The sequence below is a fragment of the Salmonella sp. 32082101201600294FB01SM01 genome (genome assembly GCF_017572865.1).
Classification (GTDB): domain Bacteria; phylum Pseudomonadota; class Gammaproteobacteria; order Enterobacterales; family Enterobacteriaceae; genus Salmonella; species Salmonella enterica.
The window spans coordinates 1-17,782 of record NZ_JAGESB010000007.1; the positions used below are offsets into that span (position 1 = coordinate 1).

General features: G+C 52.2%; 16 protein-coding genes. 3 read left to right on the forward strand and 13 right to left on the reverse strand.

Features of this window, described 5'->3' with window-relative positions; translation table 11 throughout:
* Positions 1-148 precede the first annotated feature (148 nt).
* Genes hemG through pepQ form a run of 4 tightly spaced genes read right to left on the reverse strand, consistent with a single transcriptional unit; the run spans position 149 to position 4,141 of the window.
* The gene (gene hemG, locus J4645_RS20730; protein WP_001645833.1) at positions 149-694 is read right to left on the reverse strand and encodes a menaquinone-dependent protoporphyrinogen IX dehydrogenase; all 546 of its coding nucleotides are present in this window, start codon (positions 692-694) and stop codon (positions 149-151) included.
* Between the two features lie 11 nt (positions 695-705).
* The gene (gene trkH, locus J4645_RS20735) at positions 706-2,157 is read right to left on the reverse strand and encodes a Trk system potassium transporter TrkH (protein ID WP_000545688.1); all 1,452 of its coding nucleotides are present in this window, start codon (positions 2,155-2,157) and stop codon (positions 706-708) included.
* Between the two features lie 38 nt (positions 2,158-2,195).
* Positions 2,196-2,810: an IMPACT family protein gene (locus J4645_RS20740; protein ID WP_000378897.1), complete on the reverse strand. Its 615-nt coding sequence runs from the start codon at positions 2,808-2,810 to the stop codon at positions 2,196-2,198.
* Entirely contained in the window at positions 2,810-4,141 is a 1,332-nt protein-coding gene (pepQ, locus tag J4645_RS20745) for a Xaa-Pro dipeptidase (protein WP_023207323.1), read from the reverse strand. Before pepQ ends, J4645_RS20740 begins: the two co-directional genes overlap by 1 nt.
* A gap of 189 nt (positions 4,142-4,330) precedes the next feature.
* Here pepQ and fadB point away from each other — a divergent pair, with 189 nt between their 5' ends.
* Positions 4,331-6,520 (forward strand): fatty acid oxidation complex subunit alpha FadB, encoded by a 2,190-nt coding sequence (gene fadB / locus J4645_RS20750; RefSeq protein WP_023207322.1) that lies wholly within the window; start codon positions 4,331-4,333, stop codon positions 6,518-6,520.
* Between the two features lie 9 nt (positions 6,521-6,529).
* A complete protein-coding gene (fadA, locus tag J4645_RS20755; RefSeq protein ID WP_000438778.1) occupies positions 6,530-7,693 on the forward strand; it encodes an acetyl-CoA C-acyltransferase FadA in 1,164 nt (387 codons plus the stop codon).
* A 196-nt stretch (positions 7,694-7,889) separates the two neighbouring features.
* Here fadA and J4645_RS20760 read toward each other — a convergent pair whose 3' ends face one another.
* From J4645_RS20760 to ubiD, 3 genes are all read right to left on the reverse strand, one after another.
* Positions 7,890-9,713: an aryl-sulfate sulfotransferase gene (locus J4645_RS20760; protein WP_000669888.1), complete on the reverse strand. Its 1,824-nt coding sequence runs from the start codon at positions 9,711-9,713 to the stop codon at positions 7,890-7,892.
* A gap of 253 nt (positions 9,714-9,966) precedes the next feature.
* Entirely contained in the window at positions 9,967-10,668 is a 702-nt protein-coding gene (gene fre / locus J4645_RS20765) for an NAD(P)H-flavin reductase (RefSeq protein ID WP_000209828.1), read from the reverse strand.
* A gap of 85 nt (positions 10,669-10,753) precedes the next feature.
* Positions 10,754-12,232 (reverse strand): 4-hydroxy-3-polyprenylbenzoate decarboxylase, encoded by a 1,479-nt coding sequence (gene ubiD / locus J4645_RS20770; RefSeq protein WP_000339760.1) that lies wholly within the window; start codon positions 12,230-12,232, stop codon positions 10,754-10,756.
* A 185-nt stretch (positions 12,233-12,417) separates the two neighbouring features.
* Here ubiD and rfaH point away from each other — a divergent pair, with 185 nt between their 5' ends.
* Positions 12,418-12,906, forward strand: a complete 489-nt coding sequence (gene rfaH / locus J4645_RS20775) for a transcription/translation regulatory transformer protein RfaH (protein ID WP_001192410.1) — start codon at positions 12,418-12,420, stop codon at positions 12,904-12,906.
* Positions 12,907-12,913: 7 nt separating this feature from the next.
* On the opposite strand, the gene tatD is transcribed toward rfaH, so the two are convergent.
* The 6 genes from tatD to ubiJ form a co-directional block, all read right to left on the reverse strand.
* Positions 12,914-13,696 carry a 3'-5' ssDNA/RNA exonuclease TatD gene (tatD, locus tag J4645_RS20780; protein WP_000459642.1) on the reverse strand — a complete coding sequence of 261 codons (783 nt, stop codon included), beginning with the start codon at positions 13,694-13,696 and terminating at the stop codon, positions 12,914-12,916.
* 41 nt (positions 13,697-13,737) lie between these two features.
* On the reverse strand, positions 13,738-14,517 hold the full coding sequence (gene tatC / locus J4645_RS20785) for a Sec-independent protein translocase subunit TatC (protein WP_000257554.1): 780 nt from the start codon (positions 14,515-14,517) through the stop codon (positions 13,738-13,740).
* Between the two features lie 2 nt (positions 14,518-14,519).
* Positions 14,520-15,068 carry a Sec-independent protein translocase protein TatB gene (gene tatB / locus J4645_RS20790; RefSeq protein ID WP_000459612.1) on the reverse strand — a complete coding sequence of 183 codons (549 nt, stop codon included), beginning with the start codon at positions 15,066-15,068 and terminating at the stop codon, positions 14,520-14,522.
* Positions 15,069-15,071: 3 nt separating this feature from the next.
* Positions 15,072-15,326 (reverse strand): Sec-independent protein translocase subunit TatA, encoded by a 255-nt coding sequence (gene tatA / locus J4645_RS20795; protein WP_000508972.1) that lies wholly within the window; start codon positions 15,324-15,326, stop codon positions 15,072-15,074.
* 206 nt (positions 15,327-15,532) lie between these two features.
* Positions 15,533-17,173: a ubiquinone biosynthesis regulatory protein kinase UbiB gene (gene ubiB / locus J4645_RS20800; protein ID WP_000187559.1), complete on the reverse strand. Its 1,641-nt coding sequence runs from the start codon at positions 17,171-17,173 to the stop codon at positions 15,533-15,535.
* The gene (gene ubiJ / locus J4645_RS20805; RefSeq protein WP_023212417.1) at positions 17,170-17,775 is read right to left on the reverse strand and encodes a ubiquinone biosynthesis protein UbiJ; all 606 of its coding nucleotides are present in this window, start codon (positions 17,773-17,775) and stop codon (positions 17,170-17,172) included. The genes ubiB and ubiJ overlap by 4 nt, the downstream gene beginning before the upstream one ends.
* Positions 17,776-17,782 lie beyond the last annotated feature (7 nt).

Here is a 17,782-nt window from a genome sequence, read left to right on the forward strand (position 1 = left end):
CCGTGAGGTTCTGGTCTGAACCCCGCTGACCCGGCGGCCTGTGTGCCGTTGTTCCGTGTCAGTGGTGGCGCATTATAGGGAGTTATTTCTGCCTGACAAGAGGAAATTTAAAATAATTTTCTGAGTGCGCACTTTTTATTCTTTGCGTTTATTTTGCCGACGATTTGTTGTTTAAATGGGCTATTTCACGGGCAAAGTGCGTAACCTGCTCCCAGTCGGTGTACACCACCTCTTTACTGGTATCCGTTTCGCCGCCCGACATCTTCATAATAAGCTTGATCATCAGACGGTCATACCAGCGATAGCGGGGATAGCGAAGCGCGCCTGCAATGACGGCACAGTAGTCAGGTCGCCACGGAGAGCTCATTAAAAACTTACGCGCGTAGCTGTTAGTCTGCGGCGTCCGTTTTTCAGCTTTACGCGCCACCAGGTTAACGGAATAAAAGGCACTCGGCATTCCGTTCAACCGCGTGGCGTATTTCTTAACGAACTCCTGAAAGGCGCTGTGGTAATGACCATAACGAATAGACGCGCCAATCACTACGCGATCATAGCTATCCCAGTCCGGCTCTTCTGCGCGATGCAGATTAACGACATCGGCCCAGATCCCCATCTCTTTGAGTTCAGAAGCCAGATAAGAGGCAATTTCGCGCGTTTGTCCGTCCCGGGTAGAGAAAAGAATCAATGTTTTCACGTGTTACTCCATTATTCACGCCAGAAAGTCGGGGTAAAAAGTACCAGCAAAGTGAATACTTCCAGACGACCAAATAGCATGTTGGCGATGAGTATCCATTTCGCAACCGGATTCATACTGGCGAAGTTATCAGCAACCACCCCCAGCCCCGGTCCCAGGTTATTAAGCGTAGCCACTACCGAGGCGAAAGCCGAGAAATCATCTACGCCTGTAGCGATAATAGCCAGCATACTGACGATAAATACCAGCGCGTAGGCAGAAAAGAATCCCCAGACGGCTTCCAGAATACGTTCTGGCAGCGCCCGGTTCCCCAGCTTAATACTGTAAACGGCATTCGGATGCACCAGACGTTTGAGTTCGCGGTTCCCCTGTTTAAACAACAACAGAATACGGATGACCTTTAACCCCCCGCCCGTTGACCCGGCGCAACCGCCAATAAACGCGGAACATAGCAGCAAGACGGGCAAAAACAGCGGCCAGCGCGCAATGCTGTCCGTGGTAAACCCTGCCGTTGTCGCCATAGACACGACCTGGAAGAATGCCTGATTTAGCGTTGTCAGCGCCGAGTCGTAGATATTATGGAACCACAGTACCAGCGTGCAGATCACCACCAGCGTCAACTGTACGCCGATGAACATGCGGAATTCCGGATCGCGCCAGTATACTTTCAGGCTACGCCCGCTTAATAAAGAGAAATGCAGGCCATAGTTACAACCGGAGATCAGCAGGAAAATAGCGATGATGGTATTAATAGTGGGACTATCAAAATAGCCTACGCTGGCGTCATGCGTTGAGAAGCCGCCGATAGCAATAGTGGAGAAGCTGTGTCCGATAGCGTCAAACGCGGGCATCCCTGCAAACCATAGCGCCAGCGCGCAGGCTACCGTTAGCAAGACATAGATAAGCCACAGCGTTTTCGCCGTCTCGGCAATACGCGGGCGCATTTTGTTATCTTTCAACGGCCCCGGCATTTCTGCCCGATAGAGCTGCATCCCCCCGACGCCGAGGATAGGGAGAATCGCCACCGCCAGCACAATGATCCCCATACCGCCAAACCATTGCAGCATCTGACGATAAAAGAGAATGGCGTGCGGTAATGAATCCAGCCCCACCAGCGTAGTGGCGCCCGTGGTGGTTAACCCGGAGAACGATTCAAAAAAAGCATCGGTAATGGTGAGGTTTGGGCTTTCCGAGAAAATAAACGGCAGCGCACCCACGCTGCCCAGCACGGTCCAGAACAGCACCACGATAAGAAATCCTTCGCGGGATTTCAGCTCGCCCTTTTCCCTACGGTTCGGCCACCACAGTATGGAACCGATCGCCAGCGCGACAAAAAAGGTCTGCGTGAACGCTCTTCCTGCGCCATCACGATATATTAGCGCTACCAGTCCCGGGAGAATCATTGTCCCCGAAAATAAGATAACCAGTAGTCCAACGATTCGGGTAATGGCGCGAAAATGCATCTCTGCCGCTTCCTTTATTCTTAAAAATGAGGTGGGGATTATTCTTCAATCGCTAACAATTGCAATGAACCACGGCTAAAATCCGCCAGTTTTGTGGAAAATGCATTCACATGAGCAAAAGGAAGCGCCACCCTGAGCCGAACAGACGCCTGATAATCGCTGGAAACGATCTTCCCGGCAAACTGTCCTAATAATGCTTCGATTCCGGCCAACTGACCGTACTCACACTGCAAAGTATATTCGGTTAATGGCGTCTTGCGTTGTGTGGCAAGCTGACGTAATGCCTGATTCACACCGCCGCCATAGGCTTTTACCAGCCCACCCGTACCCAGCAGAATACCACCATAGTAGCGCACGACGACGGCAGTAATTTCTCCGACGCCGCTGCCCATCAATTGCGCAAGCATCGGCTTGCCTGCCGTTCCCGCCGGTTCGCCGTCGTCTGAAAAGCCCAGTTGCTGTGAGTCGTCCGGCGCACCCGCCACCCACGCCACACAATGGTGGCGCGCATCAGGGTGCTCAGCTCTGACTGACTCAACAAACGCTTTCGCCGCGTCTACGCCATCGGTATGCGCCAATAGCGTAATAAAGCGGCTTTTTTTGATCTCTTCAACAACGGTGACCGGCGCTGCAGGGATTAACCAACTGTCCATTACGCCAGTTTTAAATCCCGCGTCATGTTTTCCACGCTGTTTTCGTGGATGACCACGTTATCTTCAATGCGAATACCGCCGAAAGGCTTGAGCGCTTCAATTTTCTGCCAGTTGAAGTGCTTGCTGAACGGCCCTTCGCGCCACGGCGCTAACAGCGATTCGATGAAGTAAATCCCCGGTTCGATGGTCAACACCATTCGCGGCTGTAACACACGCGTGCAGCGCAGATACGGGTATTTGGACGGCGCGGCGAGATGCGTACCGGAATCATCCTGCATAAACCCGGCCACATCGTGTACCTGCAGACCCAACGGATGACCAATACCGTGCGGCATAAACGGCCCGGTGAGATCATTTTCCACCATCGCCTCTTCACTCATGTCGGTAATGATTTGATGTTTACGCAGCAGCTTAGCGATGCGCTGATGGAACTGAATATGATAATCCACATAGCTGACGCCCGCCTTCATGGTAGCGATCAGCGCCAACTGTTCGTCGTTAACGTCTTTCACCAGGTGGGCGTAGTCGTTATCGCTTTTCGCCGACCAGGTCCGCGTCAGATCCGCCGCGTAGCCGTTGTATTCCGCGCCCGCATCCAGCAGGAAACTGCGCATTTCAGACGGTGCCTGATGATCCAGTTTCGTGTAATGCAGCACGGCGGCATGTTCGTTCAGCGCCACAATGTTGCTGTACGGAACATCGGTATCGCGATGTCCCGTGGCGGTCAGGTACGCCAGGTTGATGTCAAACTCGCTCATGCCGGAACGGAAGGCCTCTTCCGCCGCACGATGACCGCTCACCGCCATTTTCTGCGCTTCGCGCATACAGGCCAGTTCATAATCCGTTTTATAGGCGCGGTAGTAATGCAGATAGTCGATAACACCTTTCGGGTTGATGTTGCTGGCAGCGATACCCAATTGTAGCGCGCGCTCAGGAACCGGGCCGATATAGCCGATATTGCCACGCGCGGCAGGCAGTTGGCTGCCGATGCCATCCGCTTTCGGTAAGGCGACGACCTCGACTTCTTCCGTCCAGAAGGACGTTGGCAGCGGTTCAACGTTATGCCAGTAATCGACCGGCAGATAAAACCACAATTTGGGTTTGTTGACGCCATCGACCAGCAGCCAGCAATTTGGAACCTGAGTTACCGGCACCCACGCTTTAAACTGTGGATTGACCTTAAACGGATAAGGGTGATCGTCGAGAAAGACGTTGAAAAGCTCGCCGGAATGAATAAGTAACGCATCCAGCTTAAAGCGCGCCAGAACATCGCGCGTCCGTTCTTGTAAGGTAACGATATGATTTTTATAGAGCGCGGCCAGTGATTCCATTTTTTACCCTTCTGTTTTTTTGACCTCAAGTTCCCGCATCTTAGCACATCGCCCCACGAGAGCGTGATCTCTGCCGAGCGTGATCACATCGGCATTTCTTTAATCATTTATTTGCATTTTATTAACACAAAATACACACTTCGCTTCATCTGGTACGACCAGATCACCTTGTGGATTCAGGAGACTGACATGCTTTATAAAGGCGACACCCTGTACCTCGACTGGCTGGAAGATGGCATCGCCGAACTGGTGTTCGATGCTCCAGGCTCGGTCAATAAACTCGACACCGCAACCGTCGCCAGCCTCGGCCAGGCGCTTGAGGTGCTGGAAAAGCAACACGATTTAAAAGGGCTGCTGCTGCGCTCGAATAAAGCGGCCTTTATTGTCGGCGCGGACATCACCGAATTTCTTTCACTGTTCCTCGTCCCCGAAGAGCAGTTAAGCCAATGGCTGCATTTCGCTAACAGCGTCTTTAACCGTCTGGAAGATTTACCCGTACCGACCCTTGCCGCCGTAAACGGCTATGCGCTGGGCGGCGGGTGCGAATGCGTGCTGGCCACCGATTACCGTCTGGCGACGCCAGACCTCCGTATTGGCCTGCCGGAAACTAAACTGGGCATCATGCCGGGCTTTGGCGGCTCGGTGCGAATGCCGCGTATGCTGGGCGCGGACAGCGCGCTGGAGATCATTGCCGCCGGGAAAGATATCGGCTCCGAACAGGCGCTGAAAATCGGTCTGGTCGATGGCGTGGTGAAACAAGAGAAGCTGATCGACGGCGCAATAGCCGTATTACGCCAGGCCATTACCGGCGATCTCGACTGGAGAGCTAAACGCCAGCCGAAACTGGAACCGTTGAAACTCAGTAAGATTGAAGCCGCGATGAGCTTTACCATCGCTAAAGGCATGGTCGCACAAACGGCGGGTAAACATTATCCGGCGCCGATGACCGCAGTGAAAACCATTGAAGCCGCCGCGCGTTTTGGTCGTGAAGAAGCGCTGAATCTGGAAAATAAAAGCTTTGTTCCGCTGGCGCATACCAATGAGGCTCGTGCGCTGGTCGGTATCTTCCTCAACGATCAATATGTAAAAGGTAAAGCCAAAAAGCTGACCAAAGATATTGAGACGCCGAAACAGGCAGCCGTACTGGGCGCGGGCATTATGGGCGGCGGTATCGCTTACCAGTCGGCCTGGAAAGGCGTACCGGTCATCATGAAAGATATCAATGATAAATCGTTGAACCTCGGCATGACCGAAGCGGCCAAGCTGCTGAACAAACAGCTGGAGCGCGGCAAGATCGACGGTCTGAAGCTGGCGGGCGTCATTTCGACCATCCACCCGACTCTCGATTATGCCGGTTTCGATCGCGTAGATGTTGTTGTCGAAGCGGTGGTCGAAAATCCGAAAGTCAAAAAAGCGGTACTGGCGGAAACCGAGCAGAAAGTGCGCCCGGAAACCGTGCTGGCCTCAAATACCTCTACCATCCCAATTCGCGAACTGGCAAGTGCCCTGGAACGTCCGGAAAACTTTTGCGGAATGCACTTCTTCAACCCGGTACACCGGATGCCGCTGGTTGAAATCATCCGCGGTGAGAAGAGTTCAGACGAAACCATTGCCAAAGTCGTCGCCTGGGCAAGCAAAATGGGCAAGACGCCGATTGTAGTCAACGACTGCCCCGGCTTCTTTGTTAACCGCGTGCTGTTCCCCTATTTCGCCGGTTTCAGTCAACTGCTGCGCGACGGCGCGGATTTCCGCAAAGTCGATAAAGTGATGGAAAAACAGTTCGGCTGGCCGATGGGCCCGGCCTATCTGCTGGATGTTGTCGGCATTGATACCGCGCATCACGCGCAGGCGGTAATGGCGGCAGGCTTCCCGCAACGGATGCAGAAAGAGTATCGCGACGCGATCGACGCATTGTTTGACGCCAGCCGTTTTGGGCAAAAAAACGGTCTGGGCTTCTGGCGCTATAAAGAAGACAACAAGGGTAAGCCGAAGAAAGAAGAAGATGCCGCGGTGGATGACCTGCTGGCAAGCGTCAGCCAGCCGAAACGCGACTTCAGCGACGACGAGATAATCGCCCGTATGATGATCCCGATGATTAACGAAGTGGTTCGCTGTCTGGAAGAAGGCATTATCGCAAGCCCGGCGGAAGCCGATATGGCGCTGGTCTACGGCCTGGGCTTCCCTCCGTTCCACGGCGGCGCATTCCGCTGGCTGGATACACAGGGCAGCGCGAAATATCTTGATATGGCGCAGCAGTATCAACACCTCGGCCCGCTGTATGAAGTGCCGGAAGGGCTGCGTAATAAAGCGCGCCATAACGAACCGTATTATCCCCCGGTTGAACCAGCCCGTCCGGTTGGTTCTCTGAAAACGGCTTAAGGAGTCACAATGGAACAGGTTGTCATTGTCGATGCTATTCGCACCCCGATGGGCCGTTCGAAGGGCGGCGCGTTTCGCAACGTGCGGGCAGAAGATCTCTCCGCCCACTTAATGCGTAGCCTGCTGGCGCGTAATCCGTCGCTTACAGCGGCGACCCTCGATGATATTTACTGGGGCTGCGTACAACAAACGCTGGAGCAAGGCTTCAACATTGCCCGTAACGCCGCGCTGCTGGCAGAAATTCCCCATTCGGTACCGGCGGTCACCGTCAACCGTCTGTGTGGTTCCTCGATGCAGGCGTTACACGATGCAGCGCGAATGATCATGACCGGCGATGCGCAGGTTTGTCTGGTTGGCGGCGTGGAGCATATGGGGCACGTGCCGATGAGCCACGGCGTGGATTTTCACCCCGGTCTGAGCCGCAACGTCGCCAAAGCGGCAGGGATGATGGGGCTAACGGCGGAAATGCTCTCCCGCCTGCACGGCATTAGCCGGGAAATGCAGGACCAGTTCGCCGCGCGTTCTCACGCTCGCGCCTGGGCCGCCACCCAGTCTGGCGCATTCAAAACGGAGATTATCCCGACTGGCGGTCATGATGCAGACGGCGTGTTGAAGCAGTTTAACTACGATGAAGTGATCCGCCCGGAAACCACGGTCGAAGCGCTATCAACACTGCGTCCGGCATTTGATCCGGTTAGTGGCACGGTCACGGCGGGCACCTCATCCGCGCTTTCCGATGGCGCAGCTGCCATGCTGGTAATGAGCGAAAGTCGTGCCCGTGAGCTGGGTCTAAAACCTCGCGCCCGTATTCGTTCAATGGCAGTGGTGGGTTGTGATCCGTCAATTATGGGTTACGGGCCGGTTCCGGCGTCAAAACTGGCGTTGAAAAAAGCGGGACTGTCGGCCAGCGATATCGATGTGTTTGAGATGAACGAAGCGTTTGCCGCACAGATCCTGCCATGCATTAAGGATCTGGGATTGATGGAGCAGATAGACGAGAAGATCAACCTCAACGGCGGCGCGATCGCGCTTGGTCATCCGCTCGGCTGCTCCGGAGCACGTATCAGCACCACGCTTATCAACCTGATGGAGCGCAAAGACGCGCAGTTTGGTCTGGCGACGATGTGTATTGGTCTGGGTCAGGGCATCGCCACGGTGTTTGAGCGGGTTTAATCAAAGATAATATCCCCTAAATAACTCGCATTGCAGCGCAGCGGCAACTGAGCGAATCCCCGGGAACATAGATAACTATGTGCCCGGGGTGAGCAAAGGCAGCCAACAAAGAGGCTGCGCGAATTATGACGGGAAACAGTTTAGTTGCCGTTTTTCCCGCCCGTCAGGGGCGGGTTTTTTCACCGTATGGCCCGCTCTACTCAGTAAGCGCTTTGGTCAGGCTAAATGGCATAGCCTGATATCCACGCGCACCATGTATTTGCATTTCGACCACAGGCTCTTTTTCTCCCCATTTGAACTCTTCCAGATACGGATTAGGCAAGCTGGTAAATGCGCCTACCGACAAATCAAACGCACCACCTGCTGTTGCGGAATACACGAACACAGAATTCTTGTCAGTCTGGTACTCGGTGATAGAGGTTACCGGGCTAAACCACTCGTTCCCGCGCTCTTTACCGTATTGCCAGATCTGTTGGACTGTCTTGTTTTTCTGGTCGATTTTGTAAATCACGGAGCGGCTGTATTTCATACTCTGCATAGCAGGCTGTTCTAAGCCGCGGCCATCGCCATTGTCGAAAGCGGAAAGGTATAAGATATCGCCTTTACTCTTACTATCAATTTTAAAGGCCGTATGTTGCGTCCATGTCCAGTCGAAGTCACCCTCGCAGCCACTGTCCTGGCAAGCAATTTTTTGGCCTTTGCTATCCACTGGCGTCAGAATTGCGGCATTAAATGGCGCTTTCCAGCCAGCAGGCGTACCCAGTATCCACTTCACTTTCTTATCGCGGCCGATTTTGATAATCGCACTCTGGTGGCGGGAGCTGATGATGATGGAATCATCTTCACTGTCATAGTCGACACTGTTGACATGCGCCCAGTTGCGGCCAGCCCCACTACCCACGATATCCCCGAATTTATCGGAGGAGTCCAGCGCCGCCAGATCTTCTTCGCTCAACGTATGGCCGGACTGGCTGGCGTCGATATTCAGGCACACAGCGCCCTGATCGAGGGTTTTCATTATCACATCACGATAAGGATCGAGGATATCAAACAGACGCCATTCATCCACTACCACGCCGTTCTGATCAACTTCGGCAATCACATCACGCACGGTACGAACATTTTTCCCATCAGGACGTTTATAGTTAGAGCTGGCTACACGCAGGAAGTAGTGACCGTTGGCCGCGTTATCCATTGAGTGTGAAAAATCGTTATAATTATCCGGCAGGCGGCGGTTAAAGATTTCACGCCCCATGATATCGTATTTCACATAACGCTGACCGTAGCCCCACGATAGTGCGCCATCCTGGTTTTGTTTAAAGCCCATCATAACGCCAGCACGATAAATTGACTTTAAATCATAAATTGAACTTGGATTCATAAACCAACGAATATCACCGGAGGTGTCGATAATAGCGTTAGCTGTAGTGAAGTTCCATTCTAATGCACCCCCAGTAGGGTTGTTCCAGACAGTACGCGTTCCATTCCCAGACTTATCTTTCGTATTATTCAAAAGATACAAGCGATCTTTAAATTCTGGGGAAACCTTTTTAACATCGATAGTAAAGAGTGCTGATTGTTCTTCCTTTGTACCCGCTGATTCAATATAGGCAGGCGGTGCATACATTTTATAGCTTTCTTTTATATTTTCGGTTTTACTACCCTGGATTCTTGTATATTCAACTTCAACGGTATTGACATAATCCGGGTAAAGACCAAAGACGGGAATACCGCCATACGTTAAAAGGTATTTATTATTAACTTTATACGCGATCTCCTGGCCATTTTCTTTGGGTACAATCCGTACATGCACGTCACGTAACTGGTAACCGCCATTACGAATAACGGCGGTTAGCGGCGCGATATCATAGGGGTTCATAACAACTTCGCCAATTTTCCCCTGGACCTGATAGTCCACTTTAGCGCCGCTGGCGCCGCCGATGGCGAAAGCAGTAGAAGGTACTGATGACAAAATTGCAACAGATAATGCGAGAGAAGTTAAAGCATATTTAAATTTCATAACACTCTCCATCTTATAAATAAATAACTAACTTTCCATTTTATGTTTCTTTTATAAAAATAAATGAAGCATATATAATTAACTATTTTTATTGATAGCCTCAGGACATAATATTACTTAATTTATTACACGCAATACAAAGCCTGTAGATATTCAATATCATAAGGTTTTATAGTTGACGATTAATTAATATTTAAGAGGACTTTTAGGTAGGCTAACGTAAAAAGGGACGCTACTGCGTCCCATAAAATAGTTAAATAAATGCGAACGCATCGCCAAACAGACGATCTTCCCGCGCGTTACGCTCATGACAGAACAGATCGCGGGCGATCTTCGCCATCTCAAAACGTCCGGCAATATAAATATCGTGCCCCGCCAGCGTACCATAATCCTGCAATACCGCCGTAAGTACCGTTCCTGTACGTCCACGCCAGCCTTCTTCCGGCTGCTCGACAACAGGTTCAATACGCAAATTCGGATGGTTAACAGAGAGTGCTTCCAGCTCAGAGAGATCATAGAGGTGCTTTTCTTCGCGACCGCCCCAGTAAATGGTAACATCGCGGGCCGGGTTGCGCGCTAACGCCGTCAACAGGATGGAGCGCGCATAAGAAAAGCCCGTACCGCCCGCGATCAGAATCAACGGACGCTCTTCATCGTCACGTAGCCAGGCGTCGCCATGCGGAATATCGACGACGATTTCCCGGTCTTTCAGAATCCGATCCATGACCGCCATCGCATACAAATTGAGCTCAGAAGCGCCAATGTGTAATTCAATAAACCCTTTCTCGTCCGGCGTTGAGGCCATCGAAAACGGGCGTTTGTCACGCTCGTCCATTACGACCATCAAATACTGACCAGCGCGGAATGAAAACGCCGCGTCCGGCACTAAACGAACCCGATATACGGTATCGGTGATAGCTTCTACCGAGGTCACTTTACAGCTTAAGGTTGTCATGCGCTCCCTCTGTCGGGTGTCGGGTCAATACCGACATTTTTCAAGCCGAGTCGCCGCAGCCTGAAATGTCGATGTCCGCTTTCAGTTATTTAAAGATAGCCAGCTCATCCCAAATCGCATCAATACGCGCGGTAACTTCAGGATCTTTAACAATAGGACGACCCCACTCGCGTTGGGTTTCGCCCGGCCATTTGTTTGTGGCATCCAGCCCCATTTTTGAACCCAGCCCGGAGACCGGCGAGGCAAAATCCAGGTAGTCAATCGGCGTATTTTCAACCAGCACCGTATCCCGCGCAGGGTCCATACGGGTGGTAATCGCCCAGATCACATCATTCCAGTCGCGTGCGTTAACGTCATCATCGCAAACGATAACAAATTTCGTATACATAAACTGGCGCAAAAACGACCAGACGCCCATCATGACGCGTTTCGCATGACCAGCGTACTGCTTTTTCATCGTCACTACCGCCAGGCGGTAAGAACACCCTTCCGGCGGCAGATAAAAGTCGACGATTTCCGGAAACTGTTTTTGCAGAATAGGCACGAAGACTTCATTGAGCGCCACCCCTAATACCGCAGGCTCATCGGGCGGACGCCCGGTATAGGTGGAGTGATAGATGGCATCCTCACGCTGCGTAATATGCGTGACGGTAAAGACCGGAAAGTTATCCACTTCATTATAATAGCCCGTATGATCGCCATACGGTCCTTCCGGCGCCATCTCTCCCGGCTCAATGTAACCTTCAAGGATAATCTCGGCGCTGGCAGGCACTTCCAGATCGTTAGAAAGGCATTTAACCACTTCAGTTTTCGTGCCGCGCAGCAAGCCCGCAAAGGCATACTCCGACAGAGTATCGGGAACAGGAGTCACGGCGCCAAGAATCGTCGCCGGATCGGCGCCCAATGCGACGGAGACCGGGAAACGTTCACCCGGACGCGCGGCTAACCACTCCTGAAAATCCAGCGCGCCGCCGCGATGAGACAGCCAGCGCATAATCAGCTTATTTTTACCTATCAACTGCTGACGATAAATGCCCAGGTTTTGCCGCTCTTTGTGCGGACCACGCGTTACCGTCAGTCCCCAGGTAATCAGCGGCGCGGCGTCGTCCGGCCAACAGGTCATGACAGGAAGACGCGTTAAATCGACATCATCGCCAGACGCGATTTTCTGCTGGCAAGGCGCGCCGCGTAACCGTTTCGTCGGCATATTCAGCACTTGCTTAAACTGCGGCAGCTTGTCAAACAGATCGCGAAAGCCTTTCGGCGGCTCAGGTTCTTTCAGAAACGCTAATAATTTACCCACTTCCCGTAATGCGGAAACATCATCCTGCCCCATGCCCATCGCCACGCGTTTTGGCGTGCCAAAAAGGTTGCACAGCACCGGCATGGCGTAGCCTTTAGGATTTTCAAACAGCAACGCCGGTCCACCGGCACGCAGCGTGCGGTCAGCGATTTCCGTGATTTCCAGATGAGGATCCACAGGTAGCGTGATGCGTTTTAGTTCCCCCTGCTGCTCAAGTAGCGTCAGGAAGTCGCGTAAATCGTGATATTTCATGGCGTCCATTGTAGCCTCTTGGTAAGCGCATCATTATACGGCGTTCATCATCGGGATGCTGTATTTTTGTTAAATTAGCGTGAACTCTGGCAACCAACGCTAATCCAGATACGGCTTAAAGGATGAAGTGTATAATTAACTTCGCGCATGGCTTTTGCTATGCTTGCGCCCCGAACAAGCGGATAAGAGTCATTATGCAATCCTGGTATTTACTGTACTGCAAACGCGGGCAACTTCAGCGTGCTCAGGAACACCTCGAAAGACAAGCGGTAAGTTGCCTGACACCGATGATCACCCTGGAAAAAATGGTACGCGGAAAACGTACCTCCGTCAGCGAACCGCTCTTTCCTAATTATCTGTTCGTTGAATTTGATCCGGAAGTGATACATACCACTACAATCAACGCCACGCGCGGCGTCAGCCATTTTGTGCGCTTTGGCGCGCATCCTGCGATCGTGCCTTCCAGCGTTATTCATCAGCTTTCTATCTACAAGCCCGAAGGCGTTGTCGATCCTGAAACCCCCTATCCCGGCGATAGCGTCATCATCACGGAAGGCGCATTTGAAGGGCTGAAAGCGATTTTTACCGAACCGGATGGCGAAACGCGTTCGATGTTACTGCTTAATTTACTCAATAAAGAAGTGAAGCAGAGCGTAAAAAACACCGGTTTTCGCAAGATTTAGCGATCGTTCAGAATACGACCTCAAATAAGGTTCTGGCGTTGGCATCTGTCATCGCCGCTAACCATTGCGGATCTTCACCACGCCATAGCGCAATGCGCTCCAGGATGTGAGGCAGATACGCGGGCTCGTTGCGTCGTGACGTTGGTTTCGGCGTAAGATCGCGAGGCAACAGATACGGCGCGTCGGTTTCTATCAGTAGCTTTTCCGCTGGAATAAACGGTAAGAGTTCACGTAGCTCAAGTCCGCGTCGTTCGTCGCAAACCCACCCGGTAATACCGATATAGAGCCCTCTGTCCACACAGGCCTGCATTTGCTGGCGTGAACCGGTAAAGCAGTGCAGTATTGCACCAGGAAGACTATCCAGCCAGGGATCAAGCAATGCCAGAAATCGCTCATGCGCGTCCCGGCAGTGCATAAAGATTGGCATCTGCAATTCGGCGGCAATTTGTAGCTGCGCCTGAAAGGCACGCTCCTGCTCCTGCGGCGTGGAAAAATTGCGATTGAAATCCAGCCCGCACTCACCGATAGCGACGACTTCCGGCTGGTTCGCCAGCGCAATAATGGCGTCTTCAGACGCGGATGACCACTGACTGCTGTCATGGGGATGGACGCCAGCCGTCGACCAACAATGGGGGTAGCGCCGCGCCAATTTTAACGCCTGCTGACTTTCATGGATGTTCGTTCCGGTCAGTAGCATACCTTTTACTCCCGCCGCAAACGCACGGGCGACCACATCATCACGATCTTTTGCAAACTGGCTACTGGTTAAATTAACGCCAATATCAAACATGCTTGCCCCCATATGACAACCGCCCTGGCGGGCGGTTGTGTTTAGTCTTCAGTGTGCTCGGCCTTTTCGGTTTCGGCCTCGTTATCTTCGTCGCGCGTCCGTCGCTTACCGACATAAAAGCGTGAGCAGAAAACGCCAATTTCAAACAGGCAGTACATCGGTATCGCCAGCAACGTTTGCGAGAAAACATCTGGCGGCGTAAGCAGCATCCCCACAATGAATGCCCCGACCAGGATATAAGGCCGTTTTTTACGCAAATCTTCTGGCGTGGTGATGCCCATCCAGCACAGCAACACAATCGCCACCGGCACTTCAAAGGCTACGCCAAAGGCCATAAAAAGCGCCATAACAAAGCTAAGATAGCTGGCGATATCTGTCGAAACCTGTACCCCTTCCGGCGCCGTATGCGTCAGGAAACCAAAGGCCAAAGGGAATACGACAAAATAGGCGAAGGCCATACCAATGTAGAAAAGCAGCGAGCTGGATACCAGCAGCGGTACGACCAGACGACGCTCATGCTTATACAGCGCCGGGGCGATAAAGGCCCAAACCTGGTACAAAATCACAGGCGCGGATAAGATCAAAGACACCATGAAGGTGAGTTTGATAGGCGTAAAAAACGGCGACGCCACATCCGTCGCAATCATTGTCGCCCCTTGCGGCATCTGTTTAATCAGCGGTGCGGCGACTAAATGATAAATATCATTGGCGAAATAAATTAACGCCAGAAAAATCAGAAGTACTGCGACGATGCAGTTTAGCAGGCGCTTACGCAACTCGATCAGATGCGTGATAAGCGGTTGAGTATCTTCTACAGCCATGTTTACGGTTTATCACTCGACGAGGGGGAAGATTCGACAACAGGCGCAGCGGATTTCTTCTCGGCGTCTATCGTGGCTACGGAAGCGGTTTCCGTCGACTCAGGCACGTTAGCTTTAACGGGCTCCGGCTTTTGTTCCGGCGCGCTCGCCTGTGTTTCAGCGGCGGCAGGGGTGACGCCCTCATGCTGCGTTTCGTTCCCTTTTACCACCGGATTATGGATGGTATGCGCTTCATCGCTCGCTTGTTCGGGATCGTTAGCGCTGTAGGTGCGTTTCATCGACTCCGCCGCCTGACGCAGTTCATCCATAGAGGCTTTCAGTTCGGGAGTCAGATTTTCCAGGCTCGCCTTTTCGACTTTTTTCAGACTGTCCTGGAACTCCTGAAGTTTCAGTTCCTGAGTCAGTTCATTCTGAACCGTTGTCGCAAGGGATCGCAACGCGCGAATCCAGCCCGCTACCGTTTTTACCGCTACTGGCAATCGTTGCGGCCCCAACACAATGAGGCCGATAACGAACACTAACAGCAGTTCGCTAAAACCGATATCAAACACGGATTATACCTGCTCTTTATCTTGGCTTTTAGCGTCTTCCTTTTTCGCTTCGCCTTGCTTATCCGCGATAGATTTAGCGGTAAAATCAGCGTCCTGACTGGTTTTATCCTGTTTGGCATCATCATCGCTCATGGCCTTTTTAAAGCCTTTGATAGACGCGCCAAGATCGGAACCGATGGAACCGAGTTTTTTGGTGCCGAACAGCAGTACGACGATAACGGCAACAATCAACAACTGCCAAATACTGATACCACCCATACATGTTCCTCTGTGATAGATGATGAATTATTAGGGCCGCATTATACACATAATCCTTCGCGCTGCCTCTTTGTTAACCGCTTTCGCCCGCCCTATTCACATACTTTTACATACGACCGGGACGACATTGACTTGCGGCCTGAGTACTGCCTCGAGTGATAATATGTACCTGCGTGACACAACCGGCGTTGAGCGATAAAAAAATCTCAACGAGTTTTACGCCAGCCAACCAGCCAGACAACTACGCCGCCGACCATGAGCCAGCCAGGCATCAATCCCCATTCAGGGCGGTTGACGAGTAAGAATGACCCGCTCAGTAACAGCGTTGCGCCAATTCCCAATAAATAACGAGACTGACTTTGGCGCACATGGTTTACCTGTAACTCGCGCGCAATCTTATCAACACTGTGCTGTAAATATTTGCCCTGGCGCAAACTGTCGTACACCAGTTCAGGTATTTCTGGCATTTTTTCGACCCAGAACGGCGCTTTTTCTTTAAGAGCCCGCGTGAGAGCCGGAATACCCACCTGATCTTTGATCCAGGACTCAAGAAACGGCTTCGCCGTTTTCCACAAATCAAGCTGAGGATAAAGTTGCCGCCCAACCCCTTCAACATACAATAATGTTTTCTGCAACAACACCAGTTGCGGCTGGACTTCCATGTTAAATCGACGCGCTGTATTGAAAAGGTTTAACAACACATGACCAAACGAGATTTCCGCGAGCGGCTTTTCAAAGATAGGTTCACAGACGGTGCGGATGGCAAACTCAAAATCTTCAACGTTGGTATCTGGCGGAACCCAACCTGAATCGACATGCAGCTCCGCCACCTTTCGGTAATCGCGGTTAAAAAACGCGATAAAGTTTTCTGCCAGATAGCGCTTATCTTCTTTGTTTAGCGACCCGACGATACCGCAGTCAATGCCGATATATTGCGGATTTTCAGGGTGTTCATGGCTGACAAAAATATTTCCCGGATGCATGTCCGCATGGAAAAAGCTGTCGCGGAAAACCTGGGTGAAGAAAACTTTAACCCCGCGTTCCGCCAGCAGTTTCATGTTGGTGCCGTTCTTTTCCAGCGCCGCCACATCCGAAACCGGAATGCCGTATATCCGCTCCATCACCATCATGTTCTGGCTACAGTAATCGGAGTACACCTCCGGGATATACAGCATGGGACTATTTTCAAAATTGCGGCGTAACTGAATCGCGTTGGCCGATTCCCGCAGCAGATTCAGCTCATCGATCAGCGTTTTCTCATACTCACGCACCACTTCCGTCGGGCGCAGACGACGCCCATCCGGCAACAGGCGTGGTACCCAGCGAGCAAGGCGATAAATCAGTTTCAGGTCTGCCTGAATTACCGGCAAAATATCCGGGCGAATGACCTTAATAACCACTTCTTTACCGTTTGATTTCAATCGCGCGGTATGTACCTGGGCGATTGACGCCGACGCTAAAGGCTGGATATCAAAGTCGTCAAACCAGGCTTCGACAGGTAGCCCCCCCATCGCCTCTTCAATCTGGGCTTTCGCCAGCCGACCATCGAATGGCGCGACTTTATCCTGGAGCAAAGCGAGCTGATCGGCGATTTGCGGCGGGAACAGGTCACGGCGTGTGGAGAGCATCTGACCAAATTTGATCCAGACCGGTCCCAGCTCTTGCAACGCCAGTCTTAATCGTTCACCCAGCAATTTATCTTTATGCCGGTTTGGCATCCAGAACAGCGAATAGCGCCATAATCGGAGTGGCAGTGTAAGACGCATTCGGGGGATGAGTTCATCAAGGCCGTAGCTTAAAAACGTGCGGATGATGAAATATAGGCGCCGTACTTCACCTGGCGTCATTTGGCCTCCAGTTTTTCCAGCCGTGTGGTCAGAGCATCTACGGCGCGCTCAACAGCCGCGGTTTCTTCGGCAAACCATGCGACTTCCAGCGGGCCAGGCGCCATACGCCACTCTTCAGTGATCGCTTCAGCGGCATAACGCTGCTGGCGTTGAAACCCGTGGCGCAGGAATTTAGCCCCGCCACGCACGACCTTACCGATACTTTCCGCCGCAATATCACCCGTGTATGGCGCCAACAGCTCCGCAGGATCGAATTCGGCGAGATCGGCGAGCGCCACAAAATTTTGCACGACCTGAATATCGCCCTGCACTTCCAGTTCGCCGCTGCGAATAAGCGCGGCCAACTGCTGACGATCGCGTAGTTTTGGCAAAACGCTAGCTTGAGTGATTACCGTACAGTCCGCTTCGCCTTCCCATGCCCCCAGCACATCAACCTGGCGTTCGCTGAATACCAGGACTAATGGCGTCGAAAATCCCTTTAGCTTCACACACAGTACTTTTCCCTGTAAGCGCGTTCTGGCTGATTTCAGCGCTGGCGAACGATACAGAAACGCATTGAGGAGACCTTCAATTCCTGCGGTCACTAAGGGTTTAAAAGGCATTCCACCC